General features: G+C 59.9%; 18 protein-coding genes. 10 read left to right on the top strand and 8 right to left on the bottom strand.

Features of this window, described 5'->3' with window-relative positions; all coding sequences use genetic code 11:
* A partial coding sequence (locus FHT78_RS15195) for a methyl-accepting chemotaxis protein (protein WP_246715291.1) occupies nucleotides 1-393 on the top strand: 393 nt, incomplete at its 5' end.
* A 37-nt stretch (nucleotides 394-430) separates the two neighbouring features.
* Here FHT78_RS15195 and FHT78_RS15190 read toward each other — a convergent pair.
* Both FHT78_RS15190 and FHT78_RS15185 read right to left on the bottom strand, forming a co-directional pair.
* Nucleotides 431-952, bottom strand: a complete 522-nt coding sequence (locus tag FHT78_RS15190; RefSeq protein WP_183745313.1) for a DUF523 domain-containing protein — start codon at nucleotides 950-952, stop codon at nucleotides 431-433.
* A 32-nt stretch (nucleotides 953-984) separates the two neighbouring features.
* Nucleotides 985-1,899, bottom strand: a complete 915-nt coding sequence (locus tag FHT78_RS15185; RefSeq protein ID WP_183745310.1) for a LysR family transcriptional regulator — start codon at nucleotides 1,897-1,899, stop codon at nucleotides 985-987.
* A 97-nt stretch (nucleotides 1,900-1,996) separates the two neighbouring features.
* On the opposite strand from FHT78_RS15185, the gene FHT78_RS15180 reads away from it, so the two are divergent.
* Complete coding sequence (locus tag FHT78_RS15180; protein ID WP_183745307.1) at nucleotides 1,997-2,206, top strand: 4-oxalocrotonate tautomerase family protein; 210 nt, start codon at nucleotides 1,997-1,999, stop codon at nucleotides 2,204-2,206.
* 48 nt (nucleotides 2,207-2,254) lie between these two features.
* Here FHT78_RS15180 and glyS read toward each other — a convergent pair whose 3' ends face one another.
* The gene (gene glyS, locus FHT78_RS15175) at nucleotides 2,255-4,432 is read right to left on the bottom strand and encodes a glycine--tRNA ligase subunit beta (protein WP_183745304.1); all 2,178 of its coding nucleotides are present in this window, start codon (nucleotides 4,430-4,432) and stop codon (nucleotides 2,255-2,257) included.
* A gap of 238 nt (nucleotides 4,433-4,670) precedes the next feature.
* On the opposite strand from glyS, the gene FHT78_RS15170 reads away from it, so the two are divergent.
* From FHT78_RS15170 to ubiA, 5 genes are all read left to right on the top strand, one after another.
* Entirely contained in the window at nucleotides 4,671-6,980 is a 2,310-nt protein-coding gene (locus tag FHT78_RS15170; RefSeq protein ID WP_183745301.1) for a Tex family protein, read from the top strand.
* Between the two features lie 133 nt (nucleotides 6,981-7,113).
* Entirely contained in the window at nucleotides 7,114-8,373 is a 1,260-nt protein-coding gene (locus tag FHT78_RS15165) for a cyclopropane-fatty-acyl-phospholipid synthase family protein (protein ID WP_183745299.1), read from the top strand.
* Between the two features lie 48 nt (nucleotides 8,374-8,421).
* On the top strand, nucleotides 8,422-9,000 hold the full coding sequence (locus tag FHT78_RS15160) for a histidine phosphatase family protein (protein WP_183745296.1): 579 nt from the start codon (nucleotides 8,422-8,424) through the stop codon (nucleotides 8,998-9,000).
* 118 nt (nucleotides 9,001-9,118) lie between these two features.
* Entirely contained in the window at nucleotides 9,119-9,928 is an 810-nt protein-coding gene (locus FHT78_RS15155; RefSeq protein WP_183745293.1) for a MipA/OmpV family protein, read from the top strand.
* A 168-nt stretch (nucleotides 9,929-10,096) separates the two neighbouring features.
* The gene (ubiA, locus tag FHT78_RS15150) at nucleotides 10,097-11,056 is read left to right on the top strand and encodes a 4-hydroxybenzoate octaprenyltransferase (RefSeq protein ID WP_183745290.1); all 960 of its coding nucleotides are present in this window, start codon (nucleotides 10,097-10,099) and stop codon (nucleotides 11,054-11,056) included.
* Nucleotides 11,057-11,233: 177 nt separating this feature from the next.
* Here the strand turns inward: ubiA and FHT78_RS15145 are convergent, their stop codons facing one another.
* Nucleotides 11,234-11,800, bottom strand: a complete 567-nt coding sequence (locus tag FHT78_RS15145) for a DUF6101 family protein (RefSeq protein WP_183745287.1) — start codon at nucleotides 11,798-11,800, stop codon at nucleotides 11,234-11,236.
* 299 nt (nucleotides 11,801-12,099) lie between these two features.
* Here FHT78_RS15145 and FHT78_RS15140 point away from each other — a divergent pair, with 299 nt between their 5' ends.
* Nucleotides 12,100-15,846, top strand: a complete 3,747-nt coding sequence (locus FHT78_RS15140; protein WP_183745284.1) for a DUF1217 domain-containing protein — start codon at nucleotides 12,100-12,102, stop codon at nucleotides 15,844-15,846.
* Between the two features lie 64 nt (nucleotides 15,847-15,910).
* Here the strand turns inward: FHT78_RS15140 and FHT78_RS15135 are convergent, their stop codons facing one another.
* The 3 genes from FHT78_RS15135 to FHT78_RS15125 all read right to left on the bottom strand — a co-directional run bounded on the left by FHT78_RS15135 (nucleotide 15,911) and on the right by FHT78_RS15125 (nucleotide 19,028).
* Nucleotides 15,911-17,341 (bottom strand): FAD-binding oxidoreductase, encoded by a 1,431-nt coding sequence (locus FHT78_RS15135; RefSeq protein ID WP_183745281.1) that lies wholly within the window; start codon nucleotides 17,339-17,341, stop codon nucleotides 15,911-15,913.
* A gap of 20 nt (nucleotides 17,342-17,361) precedes the next feature.
* Nucleotides 17,362-18,336, bottom strand: coding sequence for an L-threonylcarbamoyladenylate synthase (locus FHT78_RS15130; protein WP_183745278.1), 975 nt, complete (start codon nucleotides 18,334-18,336; stop codon nucleotides 17,362-17,364).
* Nucleotides 18,337-18,419: 83 nt separating this feature from the next.
* On the bottom strand, nucleotides 18,420-19,028 hold the full coding sequence (locus FHT78_RS15125) for a DUF6656 family protein (protein ID WP_183745275.1): 609 nt from the start codon (nucleotides 19,026-19,028) through the stop codon (nucleotides 18,420-18,422).
* Between the two features lie 389 nt (nucleotides 19,029-19,417).
* On the opposite strand from FHT78_RS15125, the gene FHT78_RS15120 reads away from it, so the two are divergent.
* Nucleotides 19,418-20,662 carry an aromatic ring-hydroxylating dioxygenase subunit alpha gene (locus FHT78_RS15120; RefSeq protein ID WP_183745272.1) on the top strand — a complete coding sequence of 415 codons (1,245 nt, stop codon included), beginning with the start codon at nucleotides 19,418-19,420 and terminating at the stop codon, nucleotides 20,660-20,662.
* A gap of 144 nt (nucleotides 20,663-20,806) precedes the next feature.
* Complete coding sequence (locus FHT78_RS15115; RefSeq protein ID WP_183745269.1) at nucleotides 20,807-21,271, top strand: BA14K family protein; 465 nt, start codon at nucleotides 20,807-20,809, stop codon at nucleotides 21,269-21,271.
* Between the two features lie 54 nt (nucleotides 21,272-21,325).
* Here FHT78_RS15115 and FHT78_RS15110 read toward each other — a convergent pair whose 3' ends face one another.
* A complete protein-coding gene (locus FHT78_RS15110; protein WP_183745266.1) occupies nucleotides 21,326-22,318 on the bottom strand; it encodes a transporter in 993 nt (330 codons plus the stop codon).
* Nucleotides 22,319-22,508 lie beyond the last annotated feature (190 nt).

The following is a 22,508-nucleotide window of genomic DNA, read 5'->3' as shown; positions in this document are numbered from 1 at the left end:
CGCGAGCTTGCCCAGCGCTCGGCTGCTGCCGCCAAGGAGATCAAGGATCAGATCGCCCGCTCCTCCAGCCAGGTCGACCATGGTGTCCGCCTCGTCGGCGAGGCAGGCGAAGCGCTGAAGCGCATCTCCGATCAGATCAAGGCCGCCAACGAGATCGTCGCCAAGATCGCCCACAGCGCGTCCGAACAGGATACGACGCTGCGCTCGATCTCGTCCTCGATGAACCAGCTCGACGCCGCCACCCAGCAGAACGCCGCCATGGCCGAAGAGACGACGGCCTCGGCCGAAACGCTGGCTGCCGATACCGATGAACTGCTCGGCCTCATCCGCGGCTTCCGCGTCGGCAACGCCGCAGCAGCGCCCGCCATGCATCACGGTCGCCGCGCCGCTTAAAAGCGGGCGACTGCAAGCTATTTTATCACGAAAGAAGTTAGCGGCCGCCGGCATCCCCGGCGGCCGTGCCGTTGACGCCGATGCGTTCGATCAGCCGATCGATCTCTCGGTCAGAAAAAACTTCGATGCCTGCCTGCTTCAGCGCCGCCGCGGTAACGCCGTTGCCGGCCCGCCGGCTGCCCGAGAAGGAGCCGTCATAGATGAAGCCGGAACCGCAGGAGGGGCTGCCGTCGATCAACAGCGCATAGCGGCAGCCATTATCGGTCGCAAGCCGCACGGCATTTTCCGCCGCCCGCAGGAATTCCTCGGTCACATCGCCACCGGTCAGTTCCACGACGCGGGCAACCCCTGCCAGCACATCCTCGCCATCAGCCGCATCGCCGATTTCGGCAGGTGGCCGCGGCACCGGCATGCCGGCCGACATTTCCGGACAGATTGTCACGATCAGGCCTTCCTGCATCCAGCGTTCGATTGCCGGATGGACGAGCGGCTTCGCGCGCCCGTCATATCGAACGGCGTGGCCCATGAGACAGGCACTGACGAGGATCTTGGACATCATGGAGGGAGCTTTAATGGATATTCATGCAGGCGTCACCGCCTGACGTCAGGCACAGCCTCGGCAACGCAATTCCGAAACCAGCGCTGCGCCGGATGGGCGTCGTTGCGTCGATGCCATGACATGACGAAGGGGATGGGCTCCAGCATGAGCGGTGGCTTCAACAGGGCAAGTTCGTGCGCATGGCCGGAGGCTGCCACGACACCGGCCATCAAGGTGGCGATCATGTCGGAACGGGCAATCAAGAGCGGCGCGGCATACATATTCGGAAGCGTGAGCGCGAGCCGCCGCTGAAGCCCCTCCTTGGCAAGAGCCGTATCGACATGGCCGAAACGCTCATTCTCAGGCGAGACGAGCAGGTGGGGAAGAGCCAGAAAGGCGTCGAGATCGAGCGTGCGTGGTGCAGTCGGATGATCCCTCCTGACGATGCAGACGAAACGCTCCTCAAATAGGGGCTGGGTCAGAATGCGTCCCGTTTTCGTTGCCGGCACGCCCACCGTCACATCGACCTCTCCGGCATCCAGGAGATCGATGGCATCGTCACGCGCGCTGAAATTCCGGACCTGCAATGTCGCATCCGGAGCCGCCTTGGCAAGATGCGCAGCGAGTTGCGGCAAAAGTGCGAAAGTCGGATGATCGGAGAGACCGATTGTGAAGGTGGCAGACGAGGTCGCGGGATCGAACGCCTGGCTGAAATCGAGTGTGCGCTGGATATCGGCAAGAGCACGCGACAATGGCTCGGCGAGATCGAGCGCTCTCGGCGTCGGCTGCAGGCCCTGCGGTCCCCGTATCAAGAGCTCATCCTTGAGAAGGCTGCGCAACCGTGCCAGGGCAGCGCTCATGGCGGGCTGCGTGCGGCCGATGCGAATGCCGGCCTTCGTCACGCTCCGTTCCTTCATCAGCGCATCGAAGGCGACGAGCAGGTTGAGATCAATACCGTGCAAATCCATGGCATGGATGAATGCATATACTTCATATCAATTTCAAGCATGTTGCTGTTGCCGCTAGGCTTGCCGGGTCACAACGCAAACCAGGCAGGAGCTCATCATGCCATTCGCAAACTACAAATTTCCCGAGGGTACTCTGAGTGCAGAGCAGAAAGAGGACATCATCCTCCGCACGACCGCCATGTTCGTTGACTTTTTCGGCGAGGGTGTGCGCCCCTACACGATGGTTCTCGTCGATGAGGTCGTCGACGGAGGTTATGGCCGCGCAGGCGAAACGCTGACCATCGCCAAGATGCAAAAGGGACGATGAGGGAGAAAAGCAAAATGGGGCCGAACGGCCCCATTTTTTGTCGGCCGTTTAGCCGGCGATCTTCGAAAAGTCCGCGACTGTCCCCGTCGCCGCACGGATCATCCGCAAGAGGGCGAGGCGGTTGGCGCGGATCGCGGCATCCTCATCATTGACCAGCACATCGGTGAAGAAGCGGTCGACGGGAGCACGCAGCTTCGACAGCGCTTCCATGGCCGAGCGGAAGTCTTCATGCGCAACGGCGCCGGCAGCTTCCGACGAAGCCTTGGTAATGGCGGCGAACAGTTCCTTCTCGGCGTCAAGTTGCAGCAACGCCTCGGAAACGCCGTCGGCGACAACCGTGCCCTTCTTCTCCTCGGCGGCCAGAAGCTGCGTGGCACGCTTGGTGCCGGCAAGCAGGTTGATGCCGTCTTCCGAGGTGATGAAAGCCGTCAGCGCCTCCACGCGGCGGGCGACCATCAAGAGGTCGTCGGATTCAGTCGTCAGCACGGCATCGATGAGGTCGTGGCGGGCACCCTGTTCGCGCAGATAGACCTTCAGGCGGTCGTGGAAGAAGGAGAGCAGATCGAATTGCCGCGTCAGGTCGTCTGTATCAACGCTGGCGCCGATATCCATATCGATGCGCTGCATATGCGAGACGATGCGCGGCAAGAGCGTCACGCGAGCGCGCTTTTCAAGCAGGATGCGGATGATGCCGAGCGCCGCACGGCGAAGCGCAAACGGGTCCTTCGAGCCGGTCGGCTTCTCGTCGATCGCCCAGAAACCGATGAGCGTATCGAGCTTGTCTGCGAGCGCCACTGTTATCGCCACCTTGTCGTCAGGCACGCGGTCGGACGGACCCTGTGGCTTGTAATGGTCTTCGATGGCGGTGGAAACGGAAACGTCTTCGCCCTGCAGCGCCGCATATTTGCGGCCCATGACACCCTGCAGTTCCGGGAATTCGCCGACGGCTTCGGTGCGCAGGTCTGCCTTGCAGAGAACCGCGGCGCGGTCCACCATCTTGTAATCGGCGCCGACGGGCATGGCGATCTTGGCAGCCATCGCGCGGATGCGTTCGACGCGATCGCCCTGGGTGCCGAGCTTAGCATGAAAGGTGACATGAAGCGCATCGAGCTTCGCCATGCGCTGGTCGAGCGGCTTGGCAAGGTCGAGGCTGAATTTCTTGGCGGAGGCTTCCAGCGTCTCAAGGTCCGGCAGATTGCCCTGGTCGCGTTTCCAGAAATGCAGCGCGTCCGACAGGCGGGCACGCACGACCTTGCCGTTGCCGTGAATGATTTCCTTGCCACCGTCAGTCGCCTGGATATTGGAGACGAGAATGAACTTGTTCGAAAGCGTCTCTTCGCCCTGTTTGCGGGTGACAAAGCACTTCTGGTTCGTCTTGATGGTCAGGCGGATGATCTCGGAGGGGATGGAAAGGTAATCCTCCTCGAAGGAGCCCATCAGCACCTGCGGCCATTCGACGAGGCCGGAAACCTCTTCCAGCAGGCCCTCATCCTCGACCAGTTCCAGCCCGCTTGCAAAGGCGATGTCGCGGGCATCATGCAGGATGATGTCCTTGCGCCGCTCGGCATCGAGAATGACCTTCGCCTTTTCAAGGCTCGCGACGTAGTCGTCGAAGCGCTTGACGGTAATGGCCTCTGGCGCATGGAAGCGATGGCCGTAGGTCACGTTGGAGGCGACGAGGCCGTCGATCTCGAAGGGGATGACGACGGTTTCTTCATGCTCGCTGCCGAAGGTGCAGACGATCGACTGCAGCGGGCGCACCCAGCGCAGCGAGCCGGGCTGCGAGGACGCCTTGCCCCAGCGCATCGACTTCGGCCATGGGAAGTCCTTGATGATGCCGGGCATTACTTCGGCGATGATCTCCTCGGCAGCACGGCCGGGCTTGGAGATGACGGCGACGTAGAAATCGCCCTTCTTCGGGTCGCTGACGACCTGCGCTTGGGAAGTCGAGGAAAGGCCGGCGCCGCGCAGAAAGCCTTCGATCGCCTTTTCATTGGCGTCGGTGCGCGGCCCCTTGCGTTCCTCTCGGATATCGGCGGAGCGGGCGGTCAGTCCGTGGATATCGAGCGTGAGGCGGCGCGGCGTCCAGTATTCGCGCGCGCCTTCATAGGTCAGTCCTGCTTCCACCAGTGCATCGGTCAGGAGCTTCTTGAGATCGCCGGCGGCCTTGCGCTGCATGCGGGCGGGGATCTCTTCGGAGCGAAGTTCGAGAAGCAGGTTCGGCATAGTACTCTTTTCCTGGCGCCTGCAGGGCAGGGGCAATCAAAAATGGTCGCCTCTGCTACCAAAGAATGCCGCATCTGCACAACCGCAAAAACAGGAAGAAGAAGGCTCAATTGCGCCTCAGTCATGCCTCTTAAATCGCTGGGAGCGCTGCCTTCAACTGTGGAAAGCGGCGGGAGGCATTGCCTTGCCGCTTTTCGTCGCTATGGTCCGCCAACCCTAATGAACTGCAGGAAATCCCATGGCCGCTGACCTTCGTTCGCTCGCAGCAAGCATCTCCGCTGAAATCAATGCCCGGCCCGACCAGGCCAAGGCGGCGATCGAGCTGCTGGACGAGGGTGCAACGGTGCCATTCATCGCGCGCTACCGCAAGGAAGTGACGGGCGGGCTGGATGATACGCAGCTACGTACGCTGGCCGAGCGGCTTGTCTATCTGCGCGAGCTCGAATCCCGCCGCGATTCGATCATCGAATCCATCACCAGCCAGGGCAAGATGAGTGACGAGCTGATGGCAAAGCTCTCGGGTGCCGCCACCAAGGCCGAATTGGAAGACCTCTATCTGCCTTACAAGCCGAAGCGCCGCACCCGCGCAGAGATTGCCCGCGAGCGTGGCCTTGGCCCGCTAGCCGAAGCGATCCTCGCCGATCGCAGCAAGGATCCGGTCGCGCTGGCAGAGGCCTATATCACCGCCGACGTTCCGGATATGAAAACGGCCCTCGAAGGTGCCCGCGACATCGTCGCCGAAGGTTTTGCCGAAAATGCCGATCTGCTCGGCAAGCTGCGTGCCCATATGCGCAATGCCGCGCTTTTGAAGGCGAAGGTGGTCGAAGGCAAGGAAGCGACCGGCGAAAAGTTCTCCGATTATTTCGATCATTCCGAACGCTGGGCGACCGTTCCCGGCCACCGCGCGCTTGCCATGCTGCGCGGCTGGAACGAGGAAGTCCTGACCCTGACGATCGAGGCTGATGCCGAGATCGCCTCGCCGAACAAGCCGGTCGAGCGCATGATCGCCACCGCCTACGAAATCGGTGCAGCCGGTCCCGGCGATCGCTGGCTGATGGATGTCGCAAGCTGGACCTGGCGCGTGAAGCTCTCCATGTCGCTATCACTCGATCTGATGCGCGAGTTACGCGAAAGGGCGGAGGAAGAGGCGATCCACGTCTTTGCGCGCAATCTCAAGGATCTGCTGTTGGCGGCCCCTGCCGGCTCGCGCGCCACGATGGGGCTCGATCCGGGCATTCGCACCGGCGTCAAAGTCGCGATCATCGATGGCACCGGCAAGTTGCTCGATACGACAACTGTCTATCCGTTCCCGCCGAAGAATGACGTGCGCGGCACCCAGGCCGAGCTCGTCGCCCTCATCCGCAAGTACAATGTCGAGCTGATCGCCATCGGCAACGGCACCGGCAGCCGTGAGACGGAAAAGCTGGTGGCCGATATGCTCGCGGCCCTTCCGGCTCCCAAACCCACCAAGGTCATCGTCTCGGAAGCCGGCGCTTCCGTCTACTCGGCTTCGGAAACCGCTGCCGCCGAATTCCCGCAGTTGGATGTGTCGCTGCGCGGTGCCGTTTCTATCGCGCGCCGTCTGCAGGACCCGCTCGCCGAGCTCGTCAAGATCGAGCCGAAGTCGATCGGCGTCGGCCAGTATCAGCACGATGTCGACCAGACGAAGCTCTCCCGCTCGCTCGATGCCGTCGTCGAAGATGCCGTGAATGCCGTCGGCGTCGATCTCAATACCGCGTCTGCGCCGCTCCTGTCGCGCGTCTCCGGCCTCGGCCGTTCGATCGCCGACGCGATCGTCCTGCACCGCGACCAGAATGGTGCTTTCGAGAGCCGCAAGGATCTCCTGAAGGTGGCTCGTCTCGGCCAGCGCACCTTCGAACAGGCGGCCGGCTTCCTGCGCATCCCCAATGGCAAGGAGCCCCTCGATGCCTCCTCGGTGCATCCGGAAGCCTACGGTGTGGCAAAGAAGATCGTCGCCGCCTGTGGCCGTGATCTGCGCTCGCTGATGGGCGACAGCGTCACCTTGAAGGCGCTCGACCCGCGCAAGTTCATCGACGAGAAGTTCGGCCTGCCGACGGTCAAGGATATTATCGCTGAACTGGACAAGCCCGGTCGCGACCCGCGCCCGAGCTTTAAGACCGCGACCTTCGCCGAAGGCATCGATGAAATCAGCGATCTGAAGCCGGGCATGGTGCTGGAAGGCACCGTCACCAACGTTGCGGCCTTCGGCGCCTTCGTCGATATCGGCGTGCACCAGGATGGGCTGGTTCATGTTTCGCAGCTCGCTGACCGCTTCATCAAGGATCCTCACGAAATCGTGAAGGCAGGCGACGTGGTTAAAGTGCGGGTGGTCGAAGTCGACGTGAAGCGCAAGCGCATCGGCCTCTCGATGCGCAAGGAAGATGGCGTTCCCTCGGGTTCGCCACGCGGTGAGTCGCGCGGAAATGCCGGCCAGCGCCCGCAACAGGACCGCAAGCCGGAACAGTCCAAGCCGCAAAGCCAGGGCGCCTTCGGCGCGGCACTCGCGGAAGCCATGAAGCGAAAATAAGGGGTTAGTTCCCAGATTTGCAAAAATGTCACACTTTGGCAATTGAATTTGCGGAGTGCTAATTCCGGCGCTTGTAAGGCAGACGAGAGCGATTAAGTTGATGTGACCATCCTGTCACATTTGCGAGGCGTCCATGGCGTCGGCATTCTTATCGATTGTTCAGAAAATTGTCCGAAAGGGTTCTTTGACCCTTACTCTTGCCAATGGCGAGACCCACACGATTGGCGACGGCACCGGGGAACCGGTTGCCATTCGTCTTGCCGATCAGGAAGCCGAGGATGCGATCCGTCGTGATCCGACGCTGAAGCTCGGCGAAATGTATATGGAAGGCCGGTTCATTCTCGAACAGGGCAACATCTACGACTTTCTCGCTCTGGTGAAGCAGAATACCACCAATGAAATCTTCGATTTCAAGATGGCAGCCCTGCTGATCGGCCGCATTGCCATGCAGCAGCTCAAGAGCCGCATGCCTGTTAACCACAACAAGCGTAATGTCGCCCACCATTACGACCTGTCCGAAAAGCTCTTCGAACTCTTCCTCGACGAAGACTGGCAATATTCCTGCGCCTATTTCGATCCGCCCGGCATCGGCCTAGAGGAGGCGCAAGTCGCCAAGAAGCGCCACATCGCGGCCAAGCTCATGCCACAGCCCAACCAGCGCGTGCTGGAAATCGGCTCGGGCTGGGGCGGTATGGCCATGTATCTGGCGGAATCGACGCCCGGCCTCGATGTGACCGGTATCACGCTCAGCGAAGAGCAGCTGAAGATTTCCCGCGAACGGGCTCAGAAACGTGGCCTTGCCGATCGTGTCCGCTTCGAGCTGCAGGACTATCGTCACCTGACGGGCAAGAAGTTCGACCGCATCGTCTCGGTCGGCATGTTCGAACATGTCGGCATCGGCAATTACGGCAACTTCTTCAAGAAGATTTATGAGCTTTTGGATGACAACGGCGTCATGCTGCTGCATTCGATCGCGCGTCCGAAGCCGAGCTTCGCTACCAACGCATTCATCGAGAAATATATTTTCCCGCAGGGCTATATTCCCTCGATCGCCGAAACGCTGGTTCCGCTTGAAAAGGCTGGCCTGCTCACCCGCGACGTTGAAGTGCTGCCTCTTCACTATGCCTATACGCTGCGCCACTGGCGTGAGCGCTTCGTGGCCCGCAAGGAAGAGGCGGTGGCGCTTTACGACGAGAAGTTCTTCCGGATGTGGGAGTTCTATCTGGCCGGCTCCGAAATGGGCTTCCGCTGGGATGAGCTCTTCATCGAGCAGATCCAGATCACCAAGAACCAGTTCGCGACGCCCGACAACAGGAACTATATCCCGGCGAACGAGGCGAAGCTTCGGGAATTCGAGGCGACGCGTCCGCCCCTGGAGAAGTTCACCTTCTGATATCGAAAGCGCGGCCCAACCGCGCTTTTTCTTTTTAGAGAGACGGATATGAGCGCATTTCCCGAAATCATTCTTGTACGCCACGGTGAGACAGCATGGTCGCTATCCGGCCAGCACACTGGCCGCAGCGATATTCCGCTCACCGCCAATGGCGAGGCTGCGGCCCGCGCGCTCGCTCCACGGCTCGCAGGTCTTTCCGTCTCCGCTGTCTGGTCCAGCCCCTCGCAGCGGGCGCGCAACACCTGTGCACTCGCAGGTTTCGGGGAGAGGGCCGTCATCAAGCCCGATCTCGCCGAATGGGATTACGGTGCCTACGAAGGTATCACCACCAAGGAAATCCTGTCGAAACGTCCCGGCTGGCGGCTCTTCCGTGATGGTTGCCCGGATGGCGAGACGGCAAGCGACGTCGGCGCCCGTGCCGATCGCATCATCGCGGAGCTTCGCCAGATCAATGCGCCGGTCCTGATCTTTTCGAGCTCACATTTCCTGCGTGTGCTCGGCGCCCGCTGGCTCGGCCTGCCACCACAGGATGGCTCGCGTTTCATTCTGGATACGACGAGCATCAGCGTCCTCGGCTACGAGCACGATCTCACAGAGCCGGTGATCCGACGCTGGAACCAGAAGTAATTCCGATCCCCCTCGATCTCAGCCACGTGGTTAAGAATGAGGTAACACCCTCGCTATAAATGTAGCGTTTGCCGTCGTCCGCGGCCGTTCTTGTATTGCGTTTTCTGGAGTGCGGATTGTGTTCAATCGATCAGTCGTATCGATCTCTTTAGCTATTGTTTTTGCGTCTTTCGGCACTGCCTCTGCTCAGGAAGGCGGCCACTGGTGGTCCGGTGACTGGTATCTGAAGGTCGGTGTATCAGGCTTTTCCGCCCCGAAGTTCGAGGGTGCGTCGAGCAACGAATTCAAGTTCAGCCCGTTGATCTCGATCGGCCGCCAGGGAGCCGGTCCACGGTTTTCCTCGCGCAATGATAACCCCTCCTTCGCGCTCGTCGACAACGGCGGCTTCCGCGCCGGTATCGTCGGCCGCTATGTGCCGCAGCGTGACCAAGATGACGACAGCGATCTGCGCGGCCTGAAGAAGGTCAAGTGGGGTGCGGAAATCGGCGGTTTTGCCGAAGTCTATCCGACCGACTGGTTGCGTGCCCGCGCCGAACTACGCCAGGGTATCCGCTCCCATGACGGCCTCGTGGCCGACGTGGCGCTTGACGCCTTCACCGATATCGCGCCCGATCTGCAGCTTTCCGGTGGCCCGCGCGCCACCTTTGCGACCAGCGGATACTTCCATTCCTATTACGGCGTCAACGAAGCGCAGTCAGCCGCAAGCGGGTTGAAGTCATATGATCCCTCGGGTGGCGTCCAGTCTTACGGCGCCGGTACTGCGCTCACCTGGAACGCAACGGAGAACCTGTCGACGAGCGCCTTTGCGGAATATAAGCGTCTTGCCGGTCCGGCCGCCGACAGCAGCCTGGTGCGCGAGAAAGGTTCGAAGAACCAGTTCCTGATCGGCTTGTCTGCGAGCTACAAGTTCAATTTCACGCTGAACTGATCGGCTATTCTAATCGTCTAAATTAGCCTGCCGTCGATGCGATGAACTTTCCTTCGTTGCGCAGAGCAGGAGCCTTGCGAGACGAAGCGAATTCCATCGAGCCGCAGAGGGCGAACTCGTCGGCGATGAAGCCTTGACCATGGGCGCTGCCCGTCGCTACATGACCGCATGCAACAGATTGATGGTCTTAAAGGGCGCGTTGCCGATGCGCCTTCGGATAATTGGGTTTACCGCATCCTGCCGCCGTGGCTGTGGCCCTATGCGCAGCTTGCGCGCTGGGACAGGCCGATCGGCTGGCAGCTCCTCATGTGGCCGTGCTTCTGGTCGGCCACGCTTGCCGCCAATGCGGCAATCGAACCTCGCGTGTTTTCCGGCGCTCTGCTGCTTTACCATCTCTTCCTTTATTTTATAGGTTCCGTCGCCATGCGCGGCGCCGGCTGCACCTACAATGATCTCGTCGATCAGGAGATCGACATGCAGGTGGCGCGCACCCGCTCGCGGCCGCTGCCGTCGGGTCGCGTAACACGCCGGCAGGCCAAGATTTTCATCGCACTGCAGGCGCTGGTCGGCCTGTTCGTGCTGTTGCAGTTTAACTGGTTTGCCGTGCTGCTCGGCATGCTCTCGCTCGGCGTCGTTGCGCTCTATCCTTTCGCCAAGCGTTTTACCGACTGGCCGCAATTCTTCCTCGGCCTTGCCTTTTCCTGGGGCGCGCTCATGGGCTGGGCGGGGATTTTCGGTAGCCTGTCCTTCTCTGCTTTCCTGCTTTACCTCGCTTCCGTCGTCTGGACGATCGGCTACGACACGATCTATGCGCATCAGGACAAGGAGGACGACGAGCTGATCGGCGTTCGCTCCACCGCGCGGTTGTTCGGTGAGCGCACGCGTCTGGCACTTGTCGGCCTCTACGGGCTGACCCTGGTGCTGATGTTCCTGTCCTTTGCGCTTGCCGACGTCAACCTTCTGGCCTTCATCGGCCTGCTGATTGCGGCCGGAATGTTCGCGTGGCAGATCAGGACGCTCGATATCAACGACGGCGCGCAGTGCCTCGCGCTCTTCAAATCGAACACCCGCGTCGGATTGATCATCTTTCTCGGCCTGTTTGTGTCGCTGCTTTTCGCCATTCCCTAGAGCATTTCCGTTTTTCTCAGAGTCAAGGAAATGCCTCTATCTCTGGTTTCATGCAATTCCGGACGCCAAACCCCTGCGCACTTTTGCTGGAATTGCTCTAATCGGAAACGGAAAATGACCCCGAAATGAAAAACCCGGCGTGATGCCGGGTTTTGAAAGCGGTTCGGAACGTATCGCTCAGCTGCGGGCGATGATTTCCTTGCCTTCGATCTTCATGATGACGCCGAGCTTGCCGGTCGTGCGGCGCACGAGGAAGCGTGGGCGGCGATTTGCGAAATAGGAGTGACGGCGGCGCGGCTTCATTTCGCCGGTGCGCAGTCCGCCCAGATGTTCTTCGAGCGGGCGGGCGATGCCATCGGCCTCCACCATCAGCATCGGAATGCCGAAGGCTTCCGACCAGCTGCGCCAGTCGGCGGCGATATCGCCGAGATCGTGAGCGACGAGAAGCGGAACGCAGAGTTCCGGATCTTCGTGATGCAGCTCGAGGGTCACCGTGACCTCGCCATTGCCGTGATCGATGGCGCGGGCTGCAACGCCCTTGAAGACCCGCCGCGGCAGGGCGATGGAGAGCGGCAGGCCGCTGGAGGGGAGAATCTTGCGCAGGACCGCGCCGCGTTCGTCGATCGTTATGCTGACGTCACTGGCATGGTCGTGGATGGCATAGCTTACCTGCTGCGGAAAGCGAGACGGATCAACACGCAATGTCGTGCCAGCCCAGACGGGCTTCAGAACGGTATTCTTCATTTCATTTCTACCCTTGTCTTACCTGAGAGCCGATTTCCGGTCTTCTCCTCGGGACTTTTCGTCCTCTATGGCCCGACAATAGGCGGCCCCCGTTCCGTACAGCTTAAAAATCGCGGTTAAGAAAATCCTGCCTCCAGGGATGGTTATCAAAAACGAATATGGCAGGGTTTCCGGATGGTGAACGCGGCCTGTGCCAAAGCAGGACAGCTTCAAGTAAGTCTCGGGTAAGTTTTGCGTGGCAAAATGCTCGCGCTAATGGTTCGTCATTCTTTGAAGACTTTGCCGAAAAGGGCGCACTTATGATCACGGCATCCCTGGCGTACGTTATTCTCTCTCGCGATATGCCCAAGAGCCTGGATCGCGTCGCTAATGAGACGCAGGTCAAGAAAGACGCCCAATATTACGCCGACAACATCAACAAGGTGAAGGACGTCGACGACTTTCTTGGCGATTACAAGCTCTATAGCTACGCCATGAAAGCTTACGGTCTCGACGATATGATCTATGCCAAGGCCTTCATGAAGAAGGTCTTGCAGAGCGATCTCACGGACGCGAACAGCTTTGCCAATAAGCTCTCCGACACGCGTTACAGAGAGTTCGCCGCCGCCTTCAATTTCAATGCGCCGCCCAAGGATATACAGACGGACGCGCAGGAAGACGATCTGATCGGCCTCTACAAACAGTCTTTTGCCGATGCGGCACAGCAGGCCGCCACCGAAACGAAATATTACAGCGCGCAGATCGACGGTGTGAAGACCGTTCAGGACTTTGTCAGCGATCCGCGTCTCCTGAACTACGCGCTGAAGAGCGTCGGCATCGACCCGACTTACATGTCGAAAGATTATATTGCCGGTGTCCTGACGACCGATATCAGCAAGCTCGGCGGCAACGCGCCGGACCCGAGCGATCCGAGCTTCGACCCGACCAAAACATATGTCGGCGACAAGCTCTATGCGCTCGCCCAGCAGTTCAATTTCAAGCCCGATAATGGCGATGCCCAGTATTTCCGCGACAATATCGGTTCAGTACAGTCGGTCGACGACCTTCTCGCCGACCCGCGCCTGCGCACGGTGGCGCTACAGTCCGTCGGTATCGATCCGGCAACGGCCGACGACGCTTTCATCAAGATGGTGTTGACGAGCGATCCCTCAACGCTCGGCGGCGACGCGCCCCTCAACAATCCCAATCCGTCGCTCAACTATGTCGGTGACAAGTACAAGGAGCTGCGGTCCTATTTCAACTTCAATGCCGATGGTTCGGTGACTGGTTCTGCGCAGAACGCTGGTCAGACCCAAACCGTCGCGTCGCTTTACGCCTTCCGCGCTCCCATAGTCGGCGGCGCTGCGCAGACCGCGACACAGAAGAACAACGTCATTGAACAGTACAATATCAAGACTGCACCGCAGATCGTCGACCGCGACGGCACGGCCAGTGATGTGTACTATACCAGCCAGGCGATGTCGGATCTTAACAAGAGCTACTATCTGTCCAAGATCGGCACGATCACCAATGTCGATCAATTGGTCAGTGACAAGCGGCTTGCAGATTACGTCCGTTCCGCCTTCAACATGGATCCGGGCTTTACGCAGCTGAAAAGTGTTCTGACCGATCCGGCCTATGCCCGTTCGGTCAATTTGGGGGATGCCTACGAGGCCTTCAATTTCAGGTCCGACGGCACCGTTTCTCCCACGGAGCGCGCGCAGTCCTATGACCAGTTGACGGGTATAGTGAATAACGCGACGAACGTGTCGAGCTATTTTTCGAACATGATGATGCCGCCAGGTGGCGTCAGCCCGATCGACAACGTCGATGAATTGCTTTCCGACAAGATGCTGACCTCCTACATTAAGGATGCCTACGGCCTCGGTCAGGATTTCAGCAATGCCGAGCTGAAGAACATTCTCACGGATTCCACCTATGCCGCGACTGCAGGCCATCAGGACGTCCACGATGCCTTCAATTTCAACGGGGATGGCTCGGTCACATTCCAGACGCAGCCGGATGGGAGCGTTGTCGGCGCGCAGAGCGTCACGCAGCTTCAAGCCATAAATCAGCTCGTTTCAAACAACTCCTCGAATTACCAGACAAAGCTCGGCGATCTCTCCAATAATGGCTCGACTGCCGCAGTCGACGTATTCCTTGCAGACGACAAGCTGGTCAGCTTCCTGCGTGCCAGCATGCAGATCGGCAACGACATCAGCGATACCACGCTTCGAGGTATTCTGACTGATCCGGCCGTCGCGGCGGCCCAGGGATACAGCGACGTTTATCAGCTCTTCAAATTCCGTCAGGACGGCACGGTCGCGCAAAATACCCTCTCGCAGAGCGCCACTCAGGTTGCGGCGATGACCAAGAAGGCGGACGACGCAGCCACCTATTATGCAAACACAATACTCTCGATCAGCAGCGTGGATCAGTTGCTGGGCGACCAGAAGCTGAACAGCTACGTCCGTTACGCTTTTAGCATTCCGACGAGCGTTTCGAATGCCGATCTGCGTAATATTCTCACCGATCAAAGCGGCACGGGCCCCTATGCCAATGTGACCGCGGCGTTCAATTTTCAGGCCGACGGCACGGTCACCCCCGGCTGGGCACAGACGTCCACACAGAAAGCTACGATGAATTCGGCCGCTTCTGCTCGTGAACAAGGCGTCCTGGACCGGATGGGCGACGTCAACGATGTCGATCAGTTGCTGGCCGACTCGTCCCTGACGGACTATCTGAAAATGGCCTACGGGCTGGCCTACGACACGAGCGATGCCGAACTCAGAAATATTCTCACCGATCCGGCTCATGCCGCTTCCGTCGGCCAGAGCGATCTCAATGCTGCCTTCAATTTCGCCGCGGATGGATCGCTGCCGACTTCGACAGGCGCCCAGACTGGTGAGCAGACGACCAACACGTCAGACAATTACGGCGCTCGCGTCAACAACCAGGGCGAGGATCTCATTGACCGTATCGTCGCGAACTACAAGTCGCGAATGGACGACGCCAAGGGCGTGAAGAATGTCAATGATTTCATGAAGACCAACGCCACCGCCGATACGCTTCTCAGCAACAACTCCTATCCGGACCTGTATGAGATGGCGCTGCAGGCTTACGGCCTCACGTCAGATGACGTCTCGCGCTCCACCATGCGCAAGCTGCTCGTCAGCGATCCCTATGATCCCAAGGGATATGTCGCATCCTTCAAGGACGATCGCATCACCAAGATGGTGCGCGCTTTCAACTTCGGACCCGATGGCAAGGCTGCCGAGCCCATGTCGGCTCTTTCTGCCGCGACTATGGCGAAATATGCGACCGATTATAAGTCGCACGTGACCATGCTGATGAAAGATGGTCCCGCAAAGGATCGCGCTTCCAAGGATGCCACCAAGGAAGTAGATTATTTCGGCAAGACCATTCCAGGTATAACATCGCTCGACGATTTCCTGGCCGACAAGCGCTTGACGGATCTTGTTCTGAAAGCAAATGGCCTCGATCCAAAGAAATACGACAAGGATACGCTGAAGAAGATCTTCACTTCCGATCCTGATGACAAGAAGAGCTATCTCAACACCACGGCTGACGCGCGCTTCAAAGAGATCGTCGCCTCCTTCAATTTCGATAAGGACGGCAACCTCACCCGTGCCAAAATGGGCAAGATCCAGGATAAGCAGGCCGAAGCGAATACGCAGCAGCAGTATGTGCAGATGACCCTGGAAACCCAGGAGGGCGAAAAGAATGACGGCGTTCGGCTGGCGCTCTACTTCAAGCGCAAGGCAGGCGACATCACCTCGCTCTATGGCATCCTCGGCGACAAGGCGCTCTATCAGGTCGTCCAGACGGCCTATAGCCTGCCGCAGCAGATGTCGTCGATGGACGTGGCCAAGCAGGTCGATCTGCTCGGCCGCTTCGTGAAGCTCGAGGACCTGCAGGATCCGAAGAAGGTCGATAAGCTCGTCAAGCGCTTCACCGCCATGTACGACATCCAGAACAACACCCAGCAGTCGCCGGCGCTCCAACTCCTGACCGGTGGCACCGGCCAGGCGGCATCGCTGCTCTGATTGGCGTGAGCCTCTAAAGCAATTCCAGCAAAACTGTGCATCGGTTTTGCATTTGGAATTGCGCCTAGAGGCTCACCACCTTGTCGGGATTCATGATGCCGGCCGGATCGAAGGCGCGCTTGATGCGGCGCATCAGTTCCATCTCGATCGCCGGCCGGATCGACGCGAGCTCGTCACGCTTCAGCTGGCCTATGCCATGCTCGGCGGAAATCGAACCGCCATGGGCAAGTACCAGTCCGTGCACGATATGGTTCATCTCATGCCAGCGGGCGATGAAGGCATCCTTGTCGGCGCCGACGGGCTGCGAGATGTTATAGTGGATATTGCCGTCGCCCATATGGCCGAAGGCGCAGATGCGCGCACCGGGCATGGCGGCCGTCACCGCCTCCGCAGCCTCGTTCATGAAGTGCGGTATCTTCGAAACCGGCACGGAAACATCGTGCTTGATCGAGCCGCCCTCCGGCTTCTGGGCATCCGACATGCTCTCGCGCATGTGCCAGAGCGCCTTCTGCTGCGCGACGGAGGAGGCGATTGCCGCATCCTGCACAAGCCCCGCTTCGAAACCCTGTTCGAGAACGGCATTCATCATCCGCTCGGCCGTCTCGGCGGAATCGGAGGTGGAGATATCAATGAGCACATACCAGTCATGCGGCGTTTCGAGCGGATCGCGCACGCCGTCGATATTGCGCACGGTGATCTCGACGCCGAAGCGCGGCATCAGTTCAAAGCCCGTCAGTGACGTGCCGCAGAGGCTGGAAGCGAGATTAAAGAAGGCGAGCGCGTCGTCGACCGAAGAAAGCCCGGCAAAGGCCACCTGATGGCCGAGCGGCTGCGGGAAAAGCTTCAGCACCGCACCGGTGACGATGCCGAGCGTGCCTTCAGCGCCGATGAAGAGATCGCGCAGATCATAGCCCGTATTGTCCTTTTTGAGGCGGCGGAGCCCGTCCCAAATCTCGCCCGTCGGCAGTACGACTTCGAGGCCGAGGCAGAGCTGGCGCATGTTGCCATAAGCGAGAACCGCGGTTCCGCCGGCATTGGTGGAAAGGTTGCCGCCGATGCGGCAGGATCCTTCCGAGCCGAGCGACAGCGGAAACAGACGCCCATGCGCCTCGGCGGCCTTCTGCACCTCGGCGAGGATCGCGCCGCCATCGGCGACCAGCACGTTTGCGACCGGATCGACATCGCGGATCTTGCTCATGCGTTCGAGCGAAAGGATGACGTCGGCCTTGCCCTCGCGCGGCGTCTGCCCGCCAACAAGGCCGGTATTGCCGGTTTGCGGCACGATCGCCGTGCCGGTCTCTGTCGCAAGCTTCATGATTGCGGAGACTTCCTCGACCGTACCGGGTTTCAGCAGGAGAGGGGAGGAGCCGTGATAGAGGCCGCGGTTTTCGATGAGGTGCGGCGCGAGATCGGCTTCGCTGCGCAGCGCATATTTTTCGCCGACGATGGCGGTGAAACGTTCGATAACGTCTGGAGAAATGCTTGTGCTGCCCATGGAGCCGGGTTCCTCTTTCCTCACTCGCGCGGTGCTGCCGCGCGCCGCAGCCGGTCGTTGATCGCCTCTCCAAGCCCTTCGTCGGGGATTGGCGAAAAGGCGATCACGGCCGCGCCGCTGGCATCCGCCTTCTTCATGTAGTCGAAAAGATTGGCGGCCGCTTCCGAGAGATCGCCGCGTGGGCTGAGGTTCAGCGTGATCGCCGCGTGCTCTGCACCCGCCACTCTGTCTGGACCGAAGGCAATCAGTGCTTCACCGGGTCTCAGTGCCGTGGCCTCCAGCCGGACGGCCGCGCCCGGCGCGTAATGCGAAGCGAGCATGCCCGGCGCTTCGATCGCCGCGGTTGCCTTCATCGAGCGCAGCAAGCGCTTGCCGGCCACCCGTTCGATCTCCCTCGTCGGCAGGCCGCCTGGCCGCAGCAACCGAAGTTCGCCGTTCTCGACCTTCACGATCGTCGATTCCACGCCGACGGTACTCGCGCCAGCGTCCAGGATGAGAGGTATCTTTGCCCCGAGGTCAGCTTCGACATGGGCCGCGCTCGTGGCGCTCACCTTGCCTGACGTATTGGCGCTCGGAGCCGCAAGCGGCCGCCCGAACGCACGGATCAAATCGCCGGTAAAACCTTTCGGTATGCGGATGCCGACGCTGTCGAGGCCCGCCGTGGCGAGCGCATGGATCGCGGTGCCGGTCTGGAGAGGCAGTACCAGCGTCAGCGGGCCGGGCCAGAAGGCTTCTGCGAGTGCGCGTGAGATCGGATCGAATTCTGCATAGGCCTCTGCCATCGCAAGATCCGCCATGTGGCAGATCAGCGGATTGAAGCGCGGCCGTCCCTTGGTCTCGTAGATGCGGGTGATAGCGGTCGGATTGGTGGCGTCGGCGGCAAGGCCATAGACCGTCTCGGTCGGAATGGCGATCGCGAAGCCTTCGGCAAGTGCCGCGCAGCCGGCTTCGAGCGCCGTCTGTCTGTCCGCCTTGATGTCGATTATTCTTGCCATGTCCTGCCCGGTTTTACTGCGGCAGTCATTAGGCCTTCCTTGCGGCGCGATCAATCCCGCCCGGAGCTGGTGGATCGGCGAACCTACAGTTGGCGAATGATTTGGCGCAGCTGTTCGTTGCGGGCGCCAAGTAGGAGGATGTTGCGGATGGCGATCTGCGGATCGTCGGTGCGGAAGAGCAGGCCGTTGCCCCGCACCGAGCGGTCGACCACCATCCTCTCTGGCGTGCTGTCGCCCGGTTTGATCGCCACGGCGAAATACATGCGGGAATTCTGCACTGCGATATTGTCGAAGAAATTGTCGTTGTCGCCGATGTCGGAATAGAAGTTGGCGATATAGAAGGCCCATGCCACTTCGTCGTAGCGGGCGAACTTGGTACGTGCGGCCGTGACGTGGCAGTAGCCGAGATGCGGGCTGTCGGCTAGCGTCCGGTGGAAGATCATCTTCGGAAACTGGATCGAATGGTGGAAGCCGTTGATATTCTGGTGGGTTTTTTCGCCGGCGGCCTGCAGCTTCCGTGCCGTCCTTTCAGCCACTTCCTCATGGGTGAGATAGCGGCGCTCTTCCGGAAGCCAGTCTTCGCGGCGGCGGCTGATGCGGCCGGTGCGCAGGAATTCTGAGTGCTTGGTAGGAAGCCGCGATTCGGCGGGCTTGATCTGTTCCCGCGCGTCGAAATATCGAAGTTTGGCCATGGCTTTCGCAGTCTTCGCTGTGTCGGTCACTGCGCAGGATAGGATTTCGTGCTTAACGTCCTGTTAAAATAACGGGAAGAAGGCGCGGGTGCCGGGTTTGAGAGCGGGATGTCGCAAATGCGATAAAATCGGCCCGCAGCATTGGATTCGCTTATTTCTGAAGCGCCGTGAATGTCGTAATTGACAACGGTCAACGGTGAGTGATTGTTTCTGAGGACACCCGGCTCACTGTCGTCAATTTCGAAGCGGATGTCGCTTTACAACCAAGCGACTGGCATGCTCGGTGCTTAAATGACGCCATGACCAGCTCTCCGGAGAGAGAGGGAAACGGGCGCGCTTCCGCTGTCGTGCTCTAAAGGAGTGGCAGCAACATGCACGAGGATAGGCAGATGGATATTCGCAGCAACGTTTTGCGCCAGCTCAAGGGCCGCCGCGAGGGTTTCAGCCTCGAGCAACCCTTCTACATCGATGAGGATTATTTCCATCTGGACATGGAGATGATCTACTATCGCGACTGGCTGTTCATCGGCCATGACTGCGAACTGCCGAAGCCGGGCGCCTATTTTACCGTTCAGATCGGCGACTATCCCGTCGTCATCGTGCGCGGACGCGACAATGTCATTCGGGCCTTCCACAATAGCTGTCGCCACCGCGGCTCGCGCGTCTGCACCAAGGAGCACGGCTCGTCGGTACGGCTCGTCTGCCCCTATCATCAGTGGACCTACGATCTCGACGGCAAGCTCGCCTTCGCGCGCCATATGGGCGATGATTTCGATAAGAGCGGCTACGGACTGAAGCCGGTCCATTGCGAAATCGTCGCCGGCTACGTCTTCATCTGCCTCGCCAATGTTGCGCCGGACTTCCAGACGGTGCGCGATAAGATCGAGCCCTATATGGCGCCTCATCACATCGGCGAGGCCAAGATCGCCTTTCAGAGCACCATCATTGAGAAGGGCAACTGGAAGCTTGTCTGGGAAAACAATCGCGAGTGCTACCACTGCGCCGCCAATCACCCGGAGCTCTGCCGCACCTATCCGGAAGCACCGAGCGTGACAGGCACGGACGGAGGCGCCGACGATCCGGAGATTGCCGGCCACTGGGCGCGTTGCGAAGCGGCCGGCCTGCCGAGCAAGTTCCAGATCTCGCCGGACGGACAGTTCCGTACTGCCCGGATGCCGCTGATCGAGGACGCCGAAAGCTACACCATGTCAGGAAAGCCCGCCGTCAAACGCCCGCTCTCCGACGATGTCAAGATCAGCCACATCGGCACTATGCTACTGTTCCACTATCCGACCACATGGAACCATCTGCTTGGCGACCACGCCATCTCCTTCCGCGTGCTGCCGCTGAGTGCCAACGAGACGGCGGTGACGACTAAATGGATTGTCCACAAGGATGCAGTCGAAGGAGTAGACTACAATCTCGAGGAACTGACCCACGTCTGGACCGAAACCAACGATCAGGATCGCCGCATCGTCGAAGAGAACGCCTTCGGCATCCACTCGCCGGCCTATGAGCCCGGTCCCTATTCTGCCGCTCACGAAGGCGGCGTCATGCAGTTCCTCGAGTGGTATTCTAGCTTCATGGTCAATCGGCTGCAGGGTGATCAGGCAAAGCTCTCGGTCGTTGCCTGAGGGCGATCGCCAGCGGTTAATGCCCGGTTCATTTCGCCTCCGGTAAAAGCGGAGCGTAGATGCCGTTTTCGGGTCTTTTGGGAACAATTTCCCATATTATCCGTTGTCCGGCATGCTTTTTTCGCTCTTGATCGGAGATACGCAATGTTTGGGCTGAGTAAGAAGGTCGCGACTGCGGTTATGGCCGCCGCCGTCGTTGCGACGAGCTTCGTGCCGTCGCAGGCAATTCAGATGCCGGCCGCCCCGCAGGTGGAAAAATCATCGCCTGTCGAAACCGTCCAGTACCGCCGTTATTATCGCCCCGGCTACTATCCTCGTGCCTACCGTCCCGGCTGGTACGGCGGCTATCGCGGCTATTCCTATTATCGTCCGGGCTATCGCCGCTATAACGGCTACTGGTATCCGCTGGCCGCCTTCGGTGCCGGTGCCATCGTCGGCGGCGCCGTCGTCGCTCAGCCGCGCTACTATGCGCCTGCACCGGCTCCCTCGGGCATGACGCCGAGCCACATCGCATGGTGCGAAAATCGCTACCGCTCCTACAGGGTCTACGACAATACGTTCCAGCCCTATAACGGTCCGCGTCAGCAGTGCTATTCGCCCTATTACTGAGGGGAAACCAGAGATTGAGATAAAGCGCCCGGCCATCCAGCCGGGCGTTTTTATTTAGAGGATATCCACCCGCTTCAAGAGCCACCAGGCCAAGGCGATGGAGGCGAGGATGAGCCCCACAGCATATTCCGTACCGTAGTCTCCGACGGCGAAGGGCAGGTTGGCTGTGTTCATGCCGAAAAAGCCGGTCACCAGCGTCGGCGGCAGCAGGAAGGCCGTCATGATCGACAGGATGTAGAGGTGGCGGTTCGTCTCCGAGGAGAGCTTGGAATCGATTTCTTCGTGCAGCAGCCTTGCCCGGTCCTGCAGCGCATAGACATCGTGATCGACTGTCTCCAGCCGGCTTGTCAGTCGTCCGGCAATATCGTCGAAGCCGAAAGGCATTTCGTCTTCGTCGGAGGCTGCCGCTCGCCGCATCAGCGCAAGGACCGTGCGCAGGTGGCGATGCAAGCGCACGATCGTGCGACGGACGGGAGCAAGCCTGCGGCGTTCGTCACGCGGCGCGTTGTCGTAGACGAAGTCCTCGATCAGGTTGAGCTCTTCCGTGAGCTCCATGACGACGGAGATCAGCGTGCGCTGGAACTCGGTCACAAGCAGCTCGAAGAGGTCGACGGGCCGGGTGAACTTGGCGGGATTCTTCTCGATCATGACACGCGTTCGTTCCACACTTCTCAGCGGCTGCAGGCGCGTGGTGATGATGAAACGGTCGGAGATGGCGAAATGCAGCCAGCCGAGATCGGCCGTGTCCTGATCGAATTCGCGCTGGCAGTCCACCAGCGTACCGTAGAGCATCTGTTCGTCGACAGTCAGGACCGCGTGCGTGTCGCGCGTGGTCAGCGCCGACTTGGCGTCATCCATCACGCCGAGCGTGTCGAGCAGGGCGGGCACTCGGGCATCGGCAAGGTTGAGATGCAGCCAATAGAAACCCTGGTCTGCAGTCAGCTCCGCGGCCGTCGCGCTGTTTTGCAGCCGCGTGGCCTTCTTGCTTTCCGGCGAGAAACGATAGGCCCAAACGAGGCCGGGTATGTTGGCAGGCAAGGTATCCATTATTGTCGATCCTCTCGCGAAAGCGATCAATCCTACTAGAGCATGTCGCGCAAACTGTGCAGCGGGTTTGCGATAACGGCATGCCTTAAAACAAAAACCTGCTGCCGGCGGCGGATCTGAACGATCGCGACACGCTTAGAGATTCTCCATGACGTTTGTTTGTGCAAGTGCACAAGCGAAAAGGCGCTCT

The organism is Rhizobium sp. BK196, assembly GCF_014193255.1.
GTDB lineage: Bacteria > Pseudomonadota > Alphaproteobacteria > Rhizobiales > Rhizobiaceae > Rhizobium.
This window is presented reverse-complemented; position numbering and strand designations above follow the sequence as displayed.

Bases quoted from the DNA above. Each gene is read 5' to 3' on its own strand.
- FHT78_RS15190 (WP_183745313.1), bottom strand. From the start codon at position 952: ATGATGTCCAAGATCCTCGTCAGTGCCTGTCTCATGGGCCACGCCGTT.
- FHT78_RS15185 (WP_183745310.1), bottom strand. From the start codon at position 1,899: ATGGATTTGCACGGTATTGATCTCAACCTGCTCGTCGCCTTCGATGCG.
- FHT78_RS15180 (WP_183745307.1), top strand. From the start codon at position 1,997: ATGCCATTCGCAAACTACAAATTTCCCGAGGGTACTCTGAGTGCAGAG.
- glyS (WP_183745304.1), bottom strand. From the start codon at position 4,432: ATGCCGAACCTGCTTCTCGAACTTCGCTCCGAAGAGATCCCCGCCCGC.
- FHT78_RS15170 (WP_183745301.1), top strand. From the start codon at position 4,671: ATGGCCGCTGACCTTCGTTCGCTCGCAGCAAGCATCTCCGCTGAAATC.
- FHT78_RS15165 (WP_183745299.1), top strand. From the start codon at position 7,114: ATGGCGTCGGCATTCTTATCGATTGTTCAGAAAATTGTCCGAAAGGGT.
- FHT78_RS15160 (WP_183745296.1), top strand. From the start codon at position 8,422: ATGAGCGCATTTCCCGAAATCATTCTTGTACGCCACGGTGAGACAGCA.
- ubiA (WP_183745290.1), top strand. From the start codon at position 10,097: ATGCAACAGATTGATGGTCTTAAAGGGCGCGTTGCCGATGCGCCTTCG.
- FHT78_RS15145 (WP_183745287.1), bottom strand. From the start codon at position 11,800: ATGAAGAATACCGTTCTGAAGCCCGTCTGGGCTGGCACGACATTGCGT.
- FHT78_RS15140 (WP_183745284.1), top strand. From the start codon at position 12,100: ATGATCACGGCATCCCTGGCGTACGTTATTCTCTCTCGCGATATGCCC.
- FHT78_RS15135 (WP_183745281.1), bottom strand. From the start codon at position 17,341: ATGGGCAGCACAAGCATTTCTCCAGACGTTATCGAACGTTTCACCGCC.
- FHT78_RS15130 (WP_183745278.1), bottom strand. From the start codon at position 18,336: ATGGCAAGAATAATCGACATCAAGGCGGACAGACAGACGGCGCTCGAA.
- FHT78_RS15125 (WP_183745275.1), bottom strand. From the start codon at position 19,028: ATGGCCAAACTTCGATATTTCGACGCGCGGGAACAGATCAAGCCCGCC.
- FHT78_RS15120 (WP_183745272.1), top strand. From the start codon at position 19,418: ATGGATATTCGCAGCAACGTTTTGCGCCAGCTCAAGGGCCGCCGCGAG.
- FHT78_RS15115 (WP_183745269.1), top strand. From the start codon at position 20,807: ATGTTTGGGCTGAGTAAGAAGGTCGCGACTGCGGTTATGGCCGCCGCC.
- FHT78_RS15110 (WP_183745266.1), bottom strand. From the start codon at position 22,318: ATGGATACCTTGCCTGCCAACATACCCGGCCTCGTTTGGGCCTATCGT.